Consider the following 16,135-nt stretch of genomic DNA (forward strand, 5'->3'; position numbering starts at 1 on the left):
GTGCTGATGTCGCCGTCGATTGACCCGAAGCGCAATCACCCAACCGGATTACGGCATGTCTCAAATGCGGGTTAATTTGCTCGACCAGACATTGCGGTCGGCTATGAAGCCGCTTGGCTATGCTTTCCTGTTTAGCTTTGCCACAAATGTCCTGTACTTGTCGCTGCCGCTTTACATGGTGCAGTTGTACGGTCGAGTATTTGCAAGTCAGAGCGTAGCCACACTAGTAATCATGGCGCTCAGTGTGACGGGCGCTTTTCTGATCTCTGCATTTGTTGACCATTACAGGTCGGGAGTTTTAATTCATTTTGGCGTGCTGTTCGATCGCCTGTTGTCAAGGCATGTCTTCGGCGCTCTTTTCGCTGCTGAGCTAAAAAATAATGCTGGCCAGAGCCAAGTTATACGTGACCTCGACGTTTTTCGTCAGACACTAACCGGCAGCGGCATGGCCGTGTTTTTCGATCTCCCCTGGCTGCCAATTTTCATGGGCGCCTTGTTCCTGATCGATCCATGGGTCGGCCTACTCTGTCTCGTCGGCGGCTTAATCTTACTTGGTCTCGCGATTCTACAAGATCGCGTGTCGCGAAAAGCCTTGATGCATGTGAACAATGCCGCCATTCGAGGATATCAGTTCACTGACATGGCTTTGCGAAATGCTGAGGTCGTCAAAGCACTCGGTATGCTGCCCGCTTTGACGAAGCGTTGGCAGGTGGATCGCCTGACCATGATCGAAGGGCAGGCTCACGCCAGTGAACTAGCCGGAAAGATCGGGGAACTCATCAAGTTCACCCGCATGCTGATTCAGATCATGATCCTTGCCCTCGGCGCCTTTTTGGTTCTCAAGCAAGTCATCGGACCCGGCGTTCTGTTCGCCAACATGATCCTATCTTCTAAGGCCCTTGCCCCGTTCGAGCGGGTCGCTGCCTCGTGGCAAGGCCTCGTCGAGGCCGGGCAGATCTACAAGCGTTTGACGAAGCTGCTCGATGGCTACGAGCCTAACCCCGTCGCCACAGCGATGCCCCGGCCGACCGGTCTGATCGAGGTCCAGAACCTCGTCTTCACGCTGCCGAACGCCAAAGAGCCGCTGCTCAAAAATATCTCGTTCGCGCTCCGGCCCGGCGAGGCCCTCGGCATTATCGGCCCCTCGGGCGCCGGCAAGTCGACCCTGACCCGGATGCTCATCGGCATCTGGAAGCCGACGGAGGGTCATGTCCGCCTCGACGGCATGGAGGTCCATGCCTGGGACCGCGCCGCCTTCGGGCGCCACGTCGGGTACCTGCCCCAGGACACGGAACTGTTCACCGGCACCGTGCGCGACAACATCGCCCGGTTCCGCTCGGACGTGTCCGACGAGGCCGTGACCCGCGCCGCCCAGGAGGCCGGCATCCACGACCTCATCGTCCGCCTGGAGAAGGGCTACGAGAGCGAGCTCGGCGCCTCCGGCACAACGGTGTTCTCCGTCGGCCAGCGCCAGCGCCTCGGCCTCGCCCGGGCGCTGCTCGGCGACCCCAGCCTCGTGGTGCTGGACGAGCCCAACGCCAACCTCGACACCGAGGGCGAGGCCGCGCTCCTCGACGTGCTCGGCGCCCTTAAAAGCCGCGGCGTCACCGTGGTCATCGTCTCCCACCGGGCCTCCGTGTTCCGGCACGTCGACAAGATCCTGTTCGTGCGCGGCGGCGAGGTCCAATCCTTCGGCGACCGCGACGTGATCCTCGGCCAGCTCATGCAGCCCGCCGGGGTCCCCGGCACCGCCGAGACCCGCGCCGCCCCGCCGCCGGCCGTGGCGCAGGGGTAGGGCCACCCGCACCTGCCACACGGCAGGGCACCTCGGAGCCGCGCCGGGACTCCCTCTCCTTTCAGGAGAGGGGACCCGCGCCCGATCCCCGCTTCGTTCGGGATTCCCGCAAAGGGGAGGGAGGGGCGCCCAACATCGGCCGCAGAGCGGCCTCACCACACGGTTCAGACCGATCGCCCGAAAAGGCACTCCGATGAAACTCCCCGCCAATCTCGGCCAGACCGTGGGCACCGCCATCGGGCGGATCGTGCCCGTGAAGATGCCGGCCTTCGCCCTGGCGCCGGCCGCCCCCATTCCGCATTCCGCCGACGAGGCGGAGATTCTGCGCGAACTCGAAGCCCGGGTGAGGAAGCCCATCGTCGCCGGCATGGCCGTGGTGGTGGTGTTCGTGCTCGGCACATTCGTCTGGTCGGCGGTGGCGAGCCTGCACGGCGCCATCGTCACCCCGGGCTACCTCCGGGTCGAATCCAGCCGCAAGACCATCAAGCACCGCGACGGCGGCGTGGTCCGGGAGATCCTGGTGAAGGAGGGCGCCGTGGTGAAGCAGGGCGACGTGCTGATCCGCATGGACGACACCATGCCGCGCGCCCAGGCCGAGGTGCTGTCGAACGGCCTCGACGGCCTGCTGGTGCAGCGCGCCCGCCTCCACGCCGAGCGCGACGGCGCCGACAGCATCACCCTGCCGAAGGAGATCGTGGCCCGCGCGTCCGAGCCCGACATCGCCATGATGATCCGCGACCAGGAGAACCTGTTCAAGACCCGCAAGGCCTCGATGGAGAGCCAGTTCGACGTGCTGCGCAAGCGCATGGACCAGTCGCAGACGCGCCTCGCCGGCCTCGACGCCACGATCAAGTCCATCGAGAGCCAGTCCGCCCTGATCCAGGACGAACTCGTCGGCGTGCAGTCGTTGTACGAGAAAGCCCTGGTGCCGAAGGCCCGGGTGCGCCAGCTCGAGCGCTCGGCCGCCGAACTCGTCGGCAACCGCGGCGCCCAGATCTCCGAGGTCGCCCGCACCAAGGAGCTGATGTCCGAGTCCGAGTTCCAGATCGCCAGCATGCGCCAGACCCGCTACGCCGAGGTGGCCGAAGCGCTCCGCGACGTCCAGGCCAAGATCAACGACACGCTGCCCCGCCTCCACGCCGCCCGCGAGACCCTCGACATGGTCGAGGTCCGCGCCCCCGACGACGGCTACGTGCTGAACCTGACCCAGTTCACCAAGAACGGCGTCGTCACCCCCGGCGAGCGCCTCATGGACCTCGTGCCGACCGACGCCCCCCTGGTGGTGGAAGCCAAGCTCAAGCCCGACGAGGCCTACGAGGTCACCCAAGGCATGAAGGCGCACATCCAGCTCGCCACCTACGAGGCGCGCCAGCTTCCGCCGATCCCCGCCACCGTCACCAAGGTCTCGGCCGACCGCCAGCAGGACCAGCGCACCGGCGAGCCGTACTTCACCGTGGAACTCTCCATCGAGCCCGAGGCCCTCAAAGACCTCGTCAAGCACATTCGCCTCTACCCCGGCATGTCGGCCACCGCCATGATCGGCACCGGCGAGCGCACGGTCCTCGACTACGTCACCAGCCCGGTCCGCGATTCGCTGAAGGGCGCCCTCAAGGAGCGCTAGGCGAACCGCGCCGGCGCAAGGCACCCTTCCAACTTTCGCGGTTCGTCGAAGGTTTATCGGTGCGAGACCGCCTCGGGTGATTTCCGTCCGCTACAACTTTAGGGGCACCTGATGCCATCGGAAACGCGCGCCGACGCCATGGCGGGACTGAACGCTCGTTCTCTGGCTGCCAGGCCATGGGTCCAGCCGGGCTACCGTTACCGTCCCGCCAGCCAGCATGATCAGGCGGGACACGACTTTCGCGGCACGCATCCCTATTTCGGGTGGACACACGTGCAGATCGACGAGATCGAGCTGACGATGTTTTCGAGCAACGACGATGGCGTTGCCATGGTCTACCACGCGTTCGGACCGGACGCCTATGAAGCGGCCAGCGTCGCTGCGTGGCTGGCCATCGCGAAACATTCGGCAGCCGTGGCCGATGTCGGATCATTCACGGGCTTGTTCGGCATCTTGGCGCAGGTCGCTGCCCCCAATGCATCGGTGATCGCCATCGAACCCAATCCGGCCGTGCGTGCGCGCTTGTTCATGAATCTCGTGGCGAATGGTTGCTACCCGAAACTGAAAGTTGCCCCCTACGCCGTCTCGAACGCGCTCGGTACATTGTCGCTGCATGTCGCCTGGGGGCCGGACATCCTTGATACGGGATCGTCATTGAACGCTCCGCAGAACCGGCCGGACTGGCTCCCCATAAGGACGGAGATCGTGACGGCGGCGCCGCTCGACGTGATCCTGGCGGAACACGGATTTGCGAAGCTGGATCTGATCAAAATCGACGTCGAAGGCGTTGAGGCTATGGCTTTAGCCGGAGCTCGCAAGACATTGGCAGATCAGCCCACCCTGTTTCTGGAGGTTCAAGGGCATGAGAACTTCGCCGCCTGCTATGCAATTCTGGCAGCGCACGGCTACCGTGTCTCTGCAATCGATGACGAGAACCTGCGGCTAATTCCGTACGAGGGATCGTCTGCGGCTGAATGGTTCTCCGAGAACGTTGGTGCACGAGTAATGAATTATCTCTGCGTTGCACGTTCGGAGCATGAGGAAATGGCCCGCCATGGTCTCGCTCGCATACAAGCAAAGATCAGATAGTCGGCACAACCGAATATCAATGTAAAGTCAGCAATAATTACAAAAATATTACCAGTCAAACCCGCATATACTAAGCCTGATTAATTTGGGATCTAGTTTATAAGCTCCAGCATTTCCCGGGCAACATCAGAAGCGTCGGGTAGATATCGTAGGGTGAGGAAATTGGCTTGCTGCTCCAAAACCTGCAGGGCCGGGGGATAATGGTAGGTCGAGGTGTTTCCAGCCAATCCATCAATGAGCAAGTAGTTGGTGTTGATCTGCTCCGTAACATTGAGGCATGTGATACGACGGTTGGGGCAGAAGATACTGGCATGCAAGAATGAACCTGCAGACCCCATGATACGCTCGCGTGACGACATCAAGCGAATTTGATCAACGAAACTCAAGGTCTCCGGATAGACGATTTCGACACCTGCCTGATCGAGAACCGTCTCGATTTCGTGCTCATTGGTGATCCGGCCTACCGCTGACATTAGCCTGGTCTTCGAATAGTAAATCGGTGTGGTGTTTTGATTAATAGAACTCGTGGCTCGTATACGGTCACCCATCTTGCGGCACATGTCGCCATAGACCTGATAGCCCGCGGATTGTTCCTCCAGGCTCGTACTTGGAATGACGACAGAGCGGACGCGTGTAGGTTCGTGAAAATTTACGAAGTCCCGCGGCGATAGACCGAGCAGACCGAAGGCGGCGGCAATGAAAGGCACGCCGAACCATTCAGCCGGCGTTCCAGGTCCATGACACAGGATCGGAGTCCGGGGCGAACGAATGCGCGCCATGGCCCAGAAACGCGGGAGGGTGTTGATCAAGAAATGCCCAAAATGCGGGTTGATACGTCCACCGTAGATGTATGCTCCGTGGAGGGCCTCACACGCGATGTCTTCCGCGGTGAGGCTGGTCTCCAAACGTTGATCCGGCGGGATATGCGTGCGTTCACGGTAATCCGTCGCCGCGGCGATGGGGGTTCCGTCCTGTGCGAACAACCCCCAAGCCTGACCATGGGTGTAAGGTAAGTAGAATCCGTCCTGCACGACGGAGACGTCCGGTTCGAGGCCGCGAATTTCCGCGGTACCCCATAAGCTCGTGCAGGATCGGAGGAGGCTCATGGGGACTCAATAGTTGACGCGAAGCGATTCGTTGCCGATCATTTTCATAAATTTATTAATCATTGGCGCGCGCTCGAAAACAAGAATGCTGTCGTAGGCAGTCATTGCGATTGTTTGTCGCGTAAAGGCACTTGGGGCCACGGTACCGTCCTTGACGTGATCCGCATTGAGATCGTCGATAAGCCCTTTGAAACGTTCGACCATGGACCGCGGATCGTTACGACCGCCGCCGTAATCCGGCCAGTATGCGGTATGCATATCCTCGATCATGTAGATACCATTGGCGGCGATACGCTCGTAGAGAAACTCGAACGTCGCCGTGACATGCGCCATGTGATGGCTGCCATCATCGAGTACGGCATCGAAAACACCGAACTCATCGATCAACGATTGCAGGAAAGCGGGGTCGGACTGATCACCGATCCTTACGGCGACTTGCTCGTCACCGTACTGTCGGCAAACATCATTGATGTCGATGGTGACGATACGTGCAAGCGGCCCGAGCCAACGTTTCCACATCTGCGACGAACCGCCATTCCCGGCGCCGATCTCAAGAAATGTTACAGGCTGGCCGACATAGCGACCGAAATGGCGCTCATAGGCGAAGAAGTAGTGCCCCGATTTGTGGATTGGTCGACCGGTATTGGAGAGAAAGATTTCGTACAAGGACATGTGGCGTTCGGGCTCCGGATGTATCATGGACTCGTACGCTCGTTCGGGCACTGCGCGAGCGGGTCGTCCGTCAGTAGTTTGTTTGTCGTCGGATCCCCGCCTCTTCTGTTGGTGGGGAACGCGGTTTATCGAATTTATACCCGTTTGCTCGTGGCAGATCGGAGCAATTTCAGGGCCGGGCCGATTTCATCCTCGGGCCTGGAACCGTAATGCCTTGCGGCGGGATTGCTCAATCATCCGGAGCTGATGGTACGAAGCGTGCCTTCGACGCCATGCGCCTCCCTTCCCCCTATCGCTTGTGAACCCAATTCCTATGGTCTCGCTCGGTACCCGGTGTTAGGCCAACGTGCTACAGGAATCGACGATAGAGCGAACGAAGCCGATACCCTGATCCATGCGGTATGTGGGTGATTGGTCCGGCGTCACATGATAGGGATGGCAATGTAAGGACAGCAAACCGCCCTCAAGTCAGCTCTTAGACACGCCCGGAAAATATTGCATGTTCGTTAGGCGGCTATTTCGCAAAAGTTCTCGAGTCGGCAAAACCAATTCAAAAAGTTTCGATCATAAGTTTTACCGCACATATTATTCGGATCTATCGAATGTTTCGACCCCCCGTGCGTTGCTAAAGCACTACACGGCGCATGGTCGTCGGGAGGGACGTTACCCGCATGCATCCGCTCTCATGGACGCCTTGAGTTCTGAGCTAGGGCAACTACCAACTGATTTCCATGCTGAACGCTATCGTCAGCTCAATGGTGATCTTTCTCATATACGAGAGGACTGGGCGCTCGCGGAACACTACCTGCGTTTTGGTCGCGGGGAGGGTCGGGCGTACGCCCTCCCAGACGACTTCGACGCGGCATTCTATCAGCGCTACTATCACGACCTATCCGAGATTCCGGATGGCGGCCTGATCGAGCATTTCTTACAGTTCGGTCACCTGGAGGGGCGAGCGCCGAACCCGCGCGTGCTCATCAGACGACTCGAAGAAGAATTCGGGCGGCTTCCGGACGATTTCATTCCGAGCCATTACCGCCGGCTCTACGGAGACCTCTTCGATAAGGTCGCACCCTGGGAACTGCAGGAGCATTTTCTGCGCCATGGTCGGGCTGAGGGCCGCCCCTATCGCCGTCGGCGGAACGAGGCCGGCGAGCGGGATCTTGCCAATATCCGCGGGGCCGCCGCCGCAGCCGGTGTTTTGCCCGAGCCCGTGCTTGACCATTTCATGCTCTACGAATTTTCCATCCTGAATGCGAGCTGGCTTCCCCATCGCCCGGCTTCACGCTTGGAGGGTATCCACTTGTTCCTGGAACAGGGGGTCGAACGATTGGCACCCATGTCCATGAAGGCCAAGTTCGATCCACAATTCTACCGCTCGCAGTTTCCCGACAAGGCGTCCTTGGGTGATGTCGAACTCTATCGCGATTGGCTGAGTTTCGGGATCGTCGATGACGTTCCAGGCAGCGAAGGAAGCGCCCTGGCTCAACTGATCGGTGAGGACACGTTCCCCGACTGCTTCGATGACGTAGCCTATGATGCCAGCCAAGCTTTCAGCGAGAAGCCTTTTCCCGCGGGTCGGTTCGCTGCCCTCGCGCATTTCGTCGCCGGCGGCTTTGTCGAGCATCATCGAGTCGTGCGGGGGGCCGGTGCAGCTCGCCTGTTTGGCCAGATCGCCAACTATCATCTCATCCGCAACGATCACGATAGGACCCTGACGGCCGCCGGGCACGGACTTGCCGCCGCTCCCTCGGACCCATTGCTCCTACACCAACGCGCCGAAGCGCTGCGAGCACTCGGCCGCGATGGTGAAGCGACAGCCGACTATGCCGTAGCGGCCAATCTCCCTGGGGCGGGCTTGTGGACCCATATTCACGCCGCTTTGGGACTGGCTGCCAAGCCTGGTGCATCCGAGGAGGCACTCGACCGGATCGAACGATCGGCCAGAACCTTCCGTGGTGCACCAGAATGGCGGATCGCTGCGCATCAGACCGTCGCGCTTGTCTTCGCCAGCATCAGCCGGGACGCAAAAGCCCTTTATGCGCTCGGCCGGCGACAGGAGGCCGACGATCACCTTACCGCCTGTCTCGACCGGTTGACGGGGGTCATTGCAACCGTCGACCCCTTACCGGGGCGACTTCCGCCACTTCGCAACGGCCGGATCGTGGTCGTTGCCAATCGCGACCTCCCCCAGTGCGACCACTACCGCGTGGTGCAGAAATGTCGGCAGCTCGAGCATGGCGGATGGACCGTCGAACTTTTCAAGCAGGACGAGGCGGATCGATGCCGATCGAGCCTCGACTCTGCGTCTGCGGTGATCTTCTATCGAGTCGCAGCCTTTCCCGCGGTTTTGCATGCAATTCTTTATGCAAAGGCGCTCGGGCTACCGACGTTTTATGAAATCGACGATCTGCTGTTCGACCCGCGACATTACCCTGATCCGTTCGACAGTTTCGAGGGGCAGATCTCCGAACAGGATTATATTGAACTTCAGTATGGCGTACCGCTGTTCCGTTACGCCCTAGGCTTGTGCGACGCTGGATTTGCGTCGACACCTGCCCTGGCGGACGCCATGCGGCCGCATCTTCCTCAAGGATCCTGTCACGTTCTGCGCAATGGGCTCGACCAGCGCAACGAACCCTTCCTCGCACAACGGGCGGCCCCCTTCTCGGAGGGCTCCGTAACGCTCTTCTACGGATCGGGGACGAAAGCCCATAACCGGGATTTCACCGTCCTCCTTGCCCCCGCCCTGTTGGAAATTTTAGCCCGCCATCAGCATGTGCGGCTCGTGATCGCCGGCTACCTCCACCTCGACGTACGGTTTGACGCATTCGCGGGCCAAGTTCGACAACTCGGCTTTTGTCGGGACGTGGCGTCCTATTGGGACGTCCTTTCCGCCACCGATATCAATCTTGCGGTGCTCATGCGCAGCCCCATGGCGGACGCCAAGAGCGAGATCAAATGGTTGGAAGCCGCCATGTGCGGGGTTCCGTCGATCGTTTCCGGGACGCGCACCTACCGGGAATTGCTCAGCGATGGGGTCGACGCGGTGCTCGCCGATACGCCCGAAGATTGGCTTCAGGCCCTCGACCGGTTGATCATCGATCATACTCTGCGGCGGGCAATCGGGGAGCGGGCTCGTCTGAAAGCGTTGCGCGAGTACGGATTGGATCAGGCCGTCGCGGTTCTTACCCATGCACTGCCGCCGCCGCGGCCTGAGCCCCCCAATCTTATGGGAACCGCTCAGCCTCGCCCGAGAACCTACCGGCCGGTCGCTGGGCGAAAGCCGCGTGTTCTCATTCTGAATGTCTATTTTCCCCCGCAACTCGTGGGTGGGGCGACGCGCGTCGTTCGGGACAACCTGGATCACTTTCTCGATCATGCCGCTGACCGTTTCGAATTCGCGGTCGCGGCGGCTGACGATGGCGCTCACCCGGCCTACAGCACGCGCATCGACCATTACCGTGGCGCACCGGTGTACCGGATCGCGCCACTTCAGAGTGAGCATGGTGGTTGGCAACCGTTCGACGCGCGCATGCGCGAGCCCTTCGACGAACTTTTGGATCGCTTCGATCCCGATCTCGTCCACGTTCACTGCGTGCAGCACCTCACCGGTACCGTGGTGGAAGCCGTTCGGGCGCGTGGCATTCCCTATGTTGTCACGCTCCACGACGCGTGGTGGATCTCGGATTTTCAGTTTCTCGTCGATGCGGATGGACGCGTTCATGCGCCCTCCGCAGATCCGTTGATGGACGCCACGAACGGCTCCCTCGACCCGATCGCTTCTTTGAGTCGGCGTAGGAAGCTCGGAGACCTGCTCGATGCTGCACACGCTCTCATCGCCGTCTCGGAGAGTTTCGCCGGTCTTTATCGTGCGGCCGGACATCCCCGAACGGTCGCTGTGTCGAACGGGGTCCCGGTGATGGCTTTTGTACCACGGCGTCCGGGCCCGGCGGGACGCGTGCGCCTCGGACAGATTGGTGGTCGGACAACGCACAAGGGCGCAACCTTGATCGAATCCGTCGTGCGGACCGGAGCCTTTCCAAACCTTGATCTCACGCTTGTCGATCACGCGCGAGCGCCTGGGGAAACCTCCACGGAGATCTGGGGGAGCACACCGGTTCGTCTCATCGGGCGACAGCCGCAGGACTCCATCGCCGAGCTCTACGCCGAGCTCGACGTCTTACTCGCGCCTTCCTTGTGGCCGGAAAGCTATGGCCTTGTGACCCGAGAAGCGCGTGCTGCCGGACTTTGGGTCGTTGCGAGCGATAGGGGTGCCATTGGAGCGGATCTAACCGACAAGGTCGACGGGTTCCGTATTGATGTCGAATCGCCTGACTCCCTGCGTGACGTCCTAGTCTGCATCAACAACGATCCCGTGCGCTTCAGCAAAAGCCCGTCGGACGTTCGCAGTTCGGAACGGACCACGGCGGATCAAGGAAACGACTTGCTGAAGCTATACGAACGCATCGTCGTTTCGGAGGTAGGCGCTCAAATTATTACAACGCCTAAAAACTAAACATGATTTAAAAATAGGGCACCTAACGATAGAATTAAATAGTATTCAATACCGTATATGAACTATAGTGATCGATTTAATAGAATTTCAACGAATTATTCTCCACTGTCCCACATACACAAAACCTCAGGTTTTATATGCTCATCTACATGTGCCTGATAAACTTAGGGCGCTAAACATGGCGCTTGTCCAATCCCCCTCATAGGCAACATTTTGGGCGTGCTAAAAGAACGCATCAGTTGCGTTGCCACCACCGCCGCGGGGGGGCGTCCTTGGATTTGGCTTGCTGAATCGCCGATTCCAATCGACCAATCTGATCGTTTTTGGCCTGTAACGCCGCTCGCAATTCGGCGACCTCAGCGCCCTCAATGAGCAGGGCTGCGATCCGGGCCTCTGCTTCGGCCCACTTCGCGTTTGCGCTGCGAGCCAAGTCTTGTGCCGCATCGCGCTCCGCCTGGAGGCCAGGGATCAACATATTTCGGCCCTGGGCGTCCTCGAACCCTTTATTCGTTGCGTGCAAAGCCGGTACGAACGCGGCGCAGGCTGTTGCAAAGGCTGCATGGGTCTGATCCAGAACCACGGAGACCGGCTGCTGCCCAGCTCCTTCGTGCGCTGGTGTCAGCTCCCGCACGTAGGATGTCACGGCGTCCTGAAGCCATGGGTGGAGATGGTCGATGCTCCCGGACCCGGCCCGGCTCCGCCTGAGATCAGGATCGATGAACCTATCAAGCGCGGCGAGGTCTGCTTCCGACAAACGGGGGAGGGGCAATTGCAGGGTTTCGACCACCCGTCGCATCACCGACCGGCCGTCCGCCAGAAGATCCTCGTAGCGGAGGAAAACCCGGCGCATCCCACGGCTCTCACGCTCCGCCTCGAGGACGTAGCGCAGCCATGTCATCAGGGTGTTGGGCAAGGGAAAACCATCCCGGGCGTGCAGCGAACGCGCCACCTCGTCGGGGTGGCGGAACGGTAGGACAGCCACGGCGTCGAGGTCGAGGATCGCCGCAACGCGCCGCCATAGGGGCATCAGCTTGCAGGTGCGCGGATCCTTGACGACGAAAACCGGGGCGTCCCCGAATTCCGCTCGCACAATGTCGACAAGTTCATCGATGAATTCCTGCGCGGCCGGGGAATCGTACCAAGCGTCGGGAAACCTGTCCCAATCCCACCAATGCATGCCAGCCGATGCCAGCACCCGGTCGTGCAGGGCGACGATTTCCTTCGGTTCGAAATGCCCCTTTGGATTGTCGTCTGAGAGACCAAGCCCTTTGGCCGGCATAGTCGCTCCGAGCACGCCGAGCGCTCCCGCCACGGTGGACGTCCCGCTGCGATGCATCCCGATCACGAGGACGAGGGTCCGCCGCGGGCGCTCAGATCCGGATCCCGTCACGCTCATTCCACACTCACCTCACCATCCCGGGTTGGGATCCTGTTCACCGATACCAGTGCTCTTGAACGATCCCAAGCGCCTGCCCGAACTGAGCCAAGGCTCAGACGGTGGCAGGCCAAACGCCACTGCACCGCTCCGGGTTTCCCGGAGGCCATTTGGTTTGGGTCAGGCGGCCAAGGCTTGTGCCTCGGCCTTGGTCTAGTAGCGCGCTTCTGCCTCGGCGGGAGGCACGTTGCCGATTGGTTCGAGCAGCCTGCGGTGATTGAACCAATTCACCCATTCGAGGGTGGCATACTCGACGGCCTCGAATGATCGCCATGGTCCGCGCCGATGGATCACCTCGGCCTTGAACAGGCCGATTACCGTCTCGGCGAGCGCATTATCGTAGGAATCTCCGGCGCTACCGACGGCGGATTCGATGCCGGCCTCGGCAAAGCGCTCTGTGTAGCGGATGCTCACGTATCGCGAGCCGTGATCCGAATGACCGACAAGGGCGCTACCGGTGGAGGGGCGGCGCTCGTGCAGGGCCGGCTCCAAGGCATCGAGCACGAAGTCGGCCCGGGCGGAGCGCGATACACGCCAGCCTACGATTCGGCGCGCGAAGACGTCGATCACGAAGGCCACGTAGACGAAACCGCCCCAGGTTACCAGGTAGGTAAAATCCGCGACCCACGATCTGTTCGGGCACGCGGCCTTGAACTGCCGGTTTGGCCTGCCCCGTGAAAAGTGGTCCTCCCTGAGGTATGATGGTGTGGAACGGCTCTGCTTGCGGCAGCGCTGATCTGGGTTTTGATTCCGGATCAGTTCTCGAACGCAGAGGAACCGAACATGTCTAAGATCCACGTCGTCGGCCTCGATCTGGCCAAGCAGATCTTTCAAGTGCACGCGATCTCCTTGGAGGGCGCCGGAGTGGTGAGGCGGCAGTTGCGTCGCTCGCAGGTGCTGACGTTCTTTTCCAAGCTGCCATCCAGCCTCGTCGGGATGGAGGCGTGCGGTGGTGCTCACTTCTGGGCGCGTGAGATCGCAAGACTTGGCCATCAGGTGCGCCTCATGCCCCCGAGCTACGTCAAGCCTTACGTGAAGCGCGGCAAGACCGATGCCGGCGATGCCGAAGCCATCTGCGAAGCGGTGAGCCGCCCAACCATGCGCTTCGTGCCGGTCAAGACGGCCGAGCAGCAGGCCGCCGCCATGGCGCTGAAGACACGTGATCTGCTCGTACGCCAGCGGAACCAGGCGGTGAACGCGTTGCGGGCTCACCTGTCGGAGTTGGGTATCGTGAGCGGCACGGGGCTCAGCCGGGTTGCCGGTCTGATGGAGATTGTCAGAGACCCTGACGATGCGCGGCTCCCGGTCATCGCGCGGCAGGCGCTTAGGGATCTAGCCGATCACATCGAAGCGTTGAATGAGCGCCTTCACCGCTTGGACCGCGAGATTGTAGCCCAGTCACGGGAGGATGCGGATCTCCGGAGGCTGACGGCGATCCCTGGTATCGGACCGATCTCGGCAGCGTCGCTGAAGGCCCTCGTCCCTGATCCAAGTGGCTTCGTCTCGGGACGGCACTTCGCAGCTTGGCTTGGCCTGACACAGCGCGCTCATTCCAGCGGAGGCAAGGAGCGTCTGGGCCGGATCTCGAAGATGGGCAATCCGACCTTGCGAACCTTGCTGATTCTGGGCGCGACCACGGTCCTGCGCCACGCGCGCAATGGTGGCAAAGCTTCGCCGTGGTTGCAGGCGCTCCTGTCGCGTCGTCCTCCGAAGGTCGCCGCCGTTGCGCTGGCCAACAAGACGGCGCGCATCGTCTGGGCTCTCCTCACGAAGGGTAGCCATTATCGGAACCCCGGTCTCGCTGCATCGAGCGCAATGGGCGCCTGACGGCAACGACCGGACAGAGCTGACCGGCGGACCGCTGCCGGGCAGGGATAAGGTGTGCAACAGCAGCGATGAGACCCGACGGGACGTTACCCCGAAGTGAGACAGGCCTCCAAAGCCGATGCACTTCCGAGCGCGCAGGTATGATCTGCCACTCACCTCGCGGACTCCATCGAGGCCAGCGGTCTATGACCGCGCCCAAAGGCCGGACATATGACTGCACCGTTCGCGGTGGGGGATCTGTTGCTGAGCGCTCTTGTCCGCAGGGCCGTTCCACATATGGCTCTGAGCCATGAGGAGGGTGTCATCATGGGACGGAAGAAGCATCCGGCTGAAGAGATTGTTGCCAAGCTGCGGCGATGAAATGCTTCGATCGGGGTTCTAGGAAGGGTCGTCGCCCGCCGGGTGTCGGGCCAGATCAGCCTCCGGCCCAGGGCGCCACCCCGGGCCAATCACAGGGGCCTACCCTCCGCATCCCGGATCGTCTCGAAGCCGGTCATGCGAGCGGCCGGCCCGCCAACCGGCGCACGATCCTGCGGAGCCACGCGACCTGCGTGGCGCGGGCTCGCAATCTGTCGCGCGCCGTCATCAGGACCGTTGCGAAGCGACCACGGGCGGTAATGGCCTCGTCGTAGCGGACCAGCGGCATCAGGGCGTTGGCCCAATCGTCCTTGTAGGCCTCTTCGCCGACGGTAAAGTCGAAAACCCGCAGGCCGTCGTCGAAGGCCTGGCGCAGCAGAGTCTCGGTCATAAGGCGTCCGGTACTGAAACGGCGCCAGCCGTCCGCCTCCCATCCGATCAGGAGGAGATAGAAGCGGCTGCGATAGACGAGGCCGAGATGCGCTGCCACGGCCGTGCCCGAGACGTTGAGCGAACTCCCGTGGATTCGCCCCTCCGGAAGGTCGATCCGGGCCATGGCGTCGTAGAAATCGGAGAAGGCCGGGACGGCGAACCAATCCTTGGAGTGGGTCTCACGCCATCGCCGCGACTTCATCCGCTTCAGCGAGACGATAAGCGCCCGCATGCCGGCGTCATCGTCGGCGACGACGAAGGCAATGGGTCCCACTTCGGCGAGTCGGCGGCGACAGCGCTGCGTGTCGGCCCAGAATCTCGGGCGCAGGGTCCCTGTCAGCGCTTCGTATCTGTCCGGGAACGTCACGCTTCGCGCTTGCCCGGCAGCGTTGACGCCCGGCAAAAGGGCGAGGGGATTGGGCACCCGCTCCCCGACCGCTCCCTCGGGCGGGTCCAGGGTCACGGGCATCCGTGTCAGGCAAACGACGTCGTGGGACGGCAGGGCGGCAGTGATCCGGCGCCACAGAGCTTGCACGGCCGTGGCGTCGAGGCTGCGGGCGAAGTCGGGATCGATAGCGGGCGCGTTGTAGTCGGTGACGATCCCACCGAGAAATTCCAACGTGCGCAGGCCGTTCCGCCGAGTGATGCCGAGGGGCAGGACCATTTGGATGCGCGCATCCGCCATTACGACGATGGCGGGTTCTATGTGAGCCTGTGCGCCGAAGGTATCGGCCCAGGCCTGGAGCCAAGCGTGACGCGCGAAGGCGTAGCCCGCCAGGCCGGGCGTCTCGAGATCCGTGGCAGCGGCGCGCACCGACGGATAGATGCGGAGGGTCAACTCGTCCATCAGCGATGCCCCTTCGGCATTGTCCATCAAAGCAGCTTGCCGGCGACCTGCGCGACCTTGAGCCGGCGCGCGCCCGTATCGGGAGCGTTGCGCAGGCGCGCGACCGCCCAGAGGGCGCCGACTAGCCTGAGTTGCACCAGACCATGCGGCGACCGGGGCGGTCGCGGCGCACGTACAGGTCGTAATCCTCGCCCCCCGAGCGACTGAGGCGCGGATCGAACGGGTCGGCCTCGGGAAACAGGTATTGCGCCGCAGAAGCGAGTTGCCGGTGCCGATCCAGCGGTCGCTCGCCTGCGCGTCGTAGCCGATACCCAAGGCGGTGCCGCTGGGCTGAGGGGGCCGGCGTTCGTAGGTGCGGCCGCCAGCCGTCAGGCGGCGGACTTTTGCTCCCCCCAATGCCGATATCCATCGACGATCACTGATGCTCCGCCTCGC

General features: G+C 61.7%; 10 protein-coding genes. 5 read left to right on the forward strand and 5 right to left on the reverse strand.

Features of this window, described 5'->3' with window-relative positions; genetic code table 11:
• Positions 1–55 precede the first annotated feature (55 nt).
• The 3 genes from ASF25_RS03940 to ASF25_RS03950 all read left to right on the forward strand — a co-directional run bounded on the left by ASF25_RS03940 (position 56) and on the right by ASF25_RS03950 (position 4,505).
• Positions 56–1,795: a type I secretion system permease/ATPase gene (locus ASF25_RS03940; RefSeq protein ID WP_200927268.1), complete on the forward strand. Its 1,740-nt coding sequence runs from the start codon at positions 56–58 to the stop codon at positions 1,793–1,795.
• A 193-nt stretch (positions 1,796–1,988) separates the two neighbouring features.
• A complete protein-coding gene (locus ASF25_RS03945; protein WP_056303389.1) occupies positions 1,989–3,416 on the forward strand; it encodes an HlyD family type I secretion periplasmic adaptor subunit in 1,428 nt (475 codons plus the stop codon).
• A 138-nt stretch (positions 3,417–3,554) separates the two neighbouring features.
• On the forward strand, positions 3,555–4,505 hold the full coding sequence (locus tag ASF25_RS03950; RefSeq protein WP_210168820.1) for an FkbM family methyltransferase: 951 nt from the start codon (positions 3,555–3,557) through the stop codon (positions 4,503–4,505).
• A gap of 92 nt (positions 4,506–4,597) precedes the next feature.
• Here ASF25_RS03950 and ASF25_RS21765 read toward each other — a convergent pair whose 3' ends face one another.
• Both ASF25_RS21765 and ASF25_RS03955 read right to left on the reverse strand, forming a co-directional pair.
• The gene (locus tag ASF25_RS21765; RefSeq protein ID WP_082502478.1) at positions 4,598–5,611 is read right to left on the reverse strand and encodes a glycosyltransferase family 61 protein; all 1,014 of its coding nucleotides are present in this window, start codon (positions 5,609–5,611) and stop codon (positions 4,598–4,600) included.
• A gap of 6 nt (positions 5,612–5,617) precedes the next feature.
• The gene (locus ASF25_RS03955) at positions 5,618–6,283 is read right to left on the reverse strand and encodes a class I SAM-dependent methyltransferase (RefSeq protein WP_056175053.1); all 666 of its coding nucleotides are present in this window, start codon (positions 6,281–6,283) and stop codon (positions 5,618–5,620) included.
• A gap of 685 nt (positions 6,284–6,968) precedes the next feature.
• On the opposite strand from ASF25_RS03955, the gene ASF25_RS03960 reads away from it, so the two are divergent.
• Positions 6,969–10,802, forward strand: a complete 3,834-nt coding sequence (locus ASF25_RS03960) for a glycosyltransferase (RefSeq protein ID WP_082502479.1) — start codon at positions 6,969–6,971, stop codon at positions 10,800–10,802.
• A gap of 235 nt (positions 10,803–11,037) precedes the next feature.
• On the opposite strand, the gene ASF25_RS03965 is transcribed toward ASF25_RS03960, so the two are convergent.
• Both ASF25_RS03965 and ASF25_RS03970 read right to left on the reverse strand, forming a co-directional pair.
• Positions 11,038–12,198 (reverse strand): sulfotransferase family protein, encoded by a 1,161-nt coding sequence (locus ASF25_RS03965; protein ID WP_056303392.1) that lies wholly within the window; start codon positions 12,196–12,198, stop codon positions 11,038–11,040.
• A gap of 192 nt (positions 12,199–12,390) precedes the next feature.
• Positions 12,391–13,077 carry an IS3 family transposase gene (locus ASF25_RS03970; protein ID WP_280137320.1) on the reverse strand — a complete coding sequence of 229 codons (687 nt, stop codon included), beginning with the start codon at positions 13,075–13,077 and terminating at the stop codon, positions 12,391–12,393.
• On the opposite strand from ASF25_RS03970, the gene ASF25_RS03975 reads away from it, so the two are divergent.
• Positions 13,021–14,064: an IS110 family transposase gene (locus tag ASF25_RS03975; protein ID WP_056303395.1), complete on the forward strand. Its 1,044-nt coding sequence runs from the start codon at positions 13,021–13,023 to the stop codon at positions 14,062–14,064. The two genes, ASF25_RS03970 and ASF25_RS03975, sit on opposite strands and share 57 nt — an antisense overlap.
• A gap of 493 nt (positions 14,065–14,557) precedes the next feature.
• Here the strand turns inward: ASF25_RS03975 and ASF25_RS03980 are convergent, their stop codons facing one another.
• Positions 14,558–15,700 carry a GNAT family N-acetyltransferase gene (locus ASF25_RS03980; protein WP_056264528.1) on the reverse strand — a complete coding sequence of 381 codons (1,143 nt, stop codon included), beginning with the start codon at positions 15,698–15,700 and terminating at the stop codon, positions 14,558–14,560.
• Between the last annotated feature and the right edge of the window lie 435 nt (positions 15,701–16,135).

It is taken from the genome of Methylobacterium sp. Leaf100 (assembly GCF_001422845.1).
GTDB lineage: Bacteria > Pseudomonadota > Alphaproteobacteria > Rhizobiales > Beijerinckiaceae > Methylobacterium.